The sequence below is a fragment of the Streptococcus sp. SM3 genome, from assembly GCF_027497875.1.
The window spans coordinates 1-1,672 of sequence record NZ_JAJNSA010000200.1 but is presented as its reverse complement, the minus strand read 5'-3'; the positions used below and the strand labels follow the sequence as shown (position 1 = coordinate 1,672).

Genomic DNA, 1,672 nt, shown 5'->3' with positions numbered 1-1,672 from the left:
TTTCTCTGTAGTGTTTATAAGGTTCAGAGTTATCATCGTAAATTTTATTTAATTTATGAATAAGCTGATCAATCTCATAACCTCTTTTATTCTTCTTACCTTGATTATAATTTTTTCTATCCAGGTAATTCTCTTTTTCAACTCCGATATCTTTTGCGACAACGTAACCGATTGCTGTCCGTAGTGACAATTCAATCTCCATAGTCGCTTCTATAATTCCTTTTCGGATATCCTTATCAAGTTCATAGAGGGCGAGCATATGTTCAAACGTTTCACCATCTTTATAGATTTCCTCCTCAGAGTCTAACTCAATAGTGAAATATTTATATCCGTTGACTATTTCATAGTATCCATAATTGGTTAGAGATTGTCTTGCTAAACTTTCGTTTAGAAATGTTAGATTTCTGGATTTTAGCAGCTCTATCTGTTCATCAATATTTGTAAAAGGTTTCATTGATTGTACCTCATAATAATGCACAAAAGGAGCTTCGTTAGAAGCCCCTTTCGGTAGGTCGCTACTGCAACCATTCATTAAGATTAAATAAATTATAATCCATTTGGAGCCATATGTCAACAAGTTAGCAAACTTGTTCGACCTCTATTTATTTTCGATTTCTGTCTTCTATTACCCTATTTTTGTTAGAATAACACTTGAAAAAAAGGTTATTACTGGCAAATATGAGGAATAAAGAGGGATTATACAATTTTCTCAAAAACCATAGTTGCTTGAATACGATCTCCTCCACCTAATCCTTTACTTCCACCATTTGCTGTACTGATTGTATGAAGTCTATATCCCTTAGACGCTTGGCGATTGATTACATTTTCTAATTCTGTAAGGTTCCCTGAACCAGTGCCAAAAAATTTTTCTTTCAATGTCACTTGAAGAACAACATAATGTAATCCATTTGCTCCAGAAGCATTTGAAAAAGTGCCTTCTTGTTTTACATTATCAAAAAAACCCATAAGTTTCTTCCTTCTTCTAAAACTGTGTCTTTTTACTGAACAATAAATCTAAAACAGGCTGTCATTTAGATAGTAACAACCCTCATATTCATTTGTTATTTAAAATATCCTGTACCATTAATCAAACTAAATTTGTTATATTTTTTAAACTAATTATTTATTTCGTAACCTTCATTGAACCCGAGAACTTTTCTTTTGCGATTGTCGTCCCATCTTCTGTCTTAATGTGTAGATGAATACTTACATCTTGTGCAGAATAGCCATTTTCAACAAGCCAAACAGGAAAAGTTTCATTCTTGACCTGCAACACTTTATCAGCAAATTCTTGAATATTATCTTTTGAATTATATTTAAAGTCTTGTGGAACAGTCAGATATAGTATAAGACCTCTCCCTGTAGCACTATAAACTTGCCCAGTTTCTTTTACCAACTCATTCAATTTATTCTGAAATTGACTAGCATATTTTTGAAACTCTTCATCATTAAATTGATTTGATGTCGAAGTTGATTCGCTCGATGAACTCACTTCTAATATCGAGGAAGATGCCTGAGTTGTTGTAGATAAATTCAAAGACGAACTGCTTGAACTAACAACAGATCTGACCGAACTTTGTTGAGATTTATCTTCTCGAAAGAATAAACCAAATATAACAAAACTAATTAAAGAGATCAAAGCCGAAATGTTTCGATATTTTATATTAGGTTG

3 protein-coding genes are annotated in these 1,672 nt (G+C 32.4%); all 3 read right to left on the bottom strand.

Translation table 11 applies throughout. The features are described from left to right. Nucleotides 1–454, bottom strand: a 454-nt coding sequence (locus PAN06_RS14125) for an Abi family protein (protein WP_269796648.1), incomplete at its 3' end; no start/stop codon positions are given. 242 nt (nucleotides 455–696) lie between these two features. After that, entirely contained in the window at nucleotides 697–966 is a 270-nt protein-coding gene (locus PAN06_RS14120) for a DUF4177 domain-containing protein (RefSeq protein ID WP_269796647.1), read from the bottom strand. A gap of 157 nt (nucleotides 967–1,123) precedes the next feature. Further along, nucleotides 1,124–1,672 (bottom strand): hypothetical protein (locus PAN06_RS14115; RefSeq protein WP_269796646.1); only part of this gene is annotated, 549 nt, incomplete at its 5' end.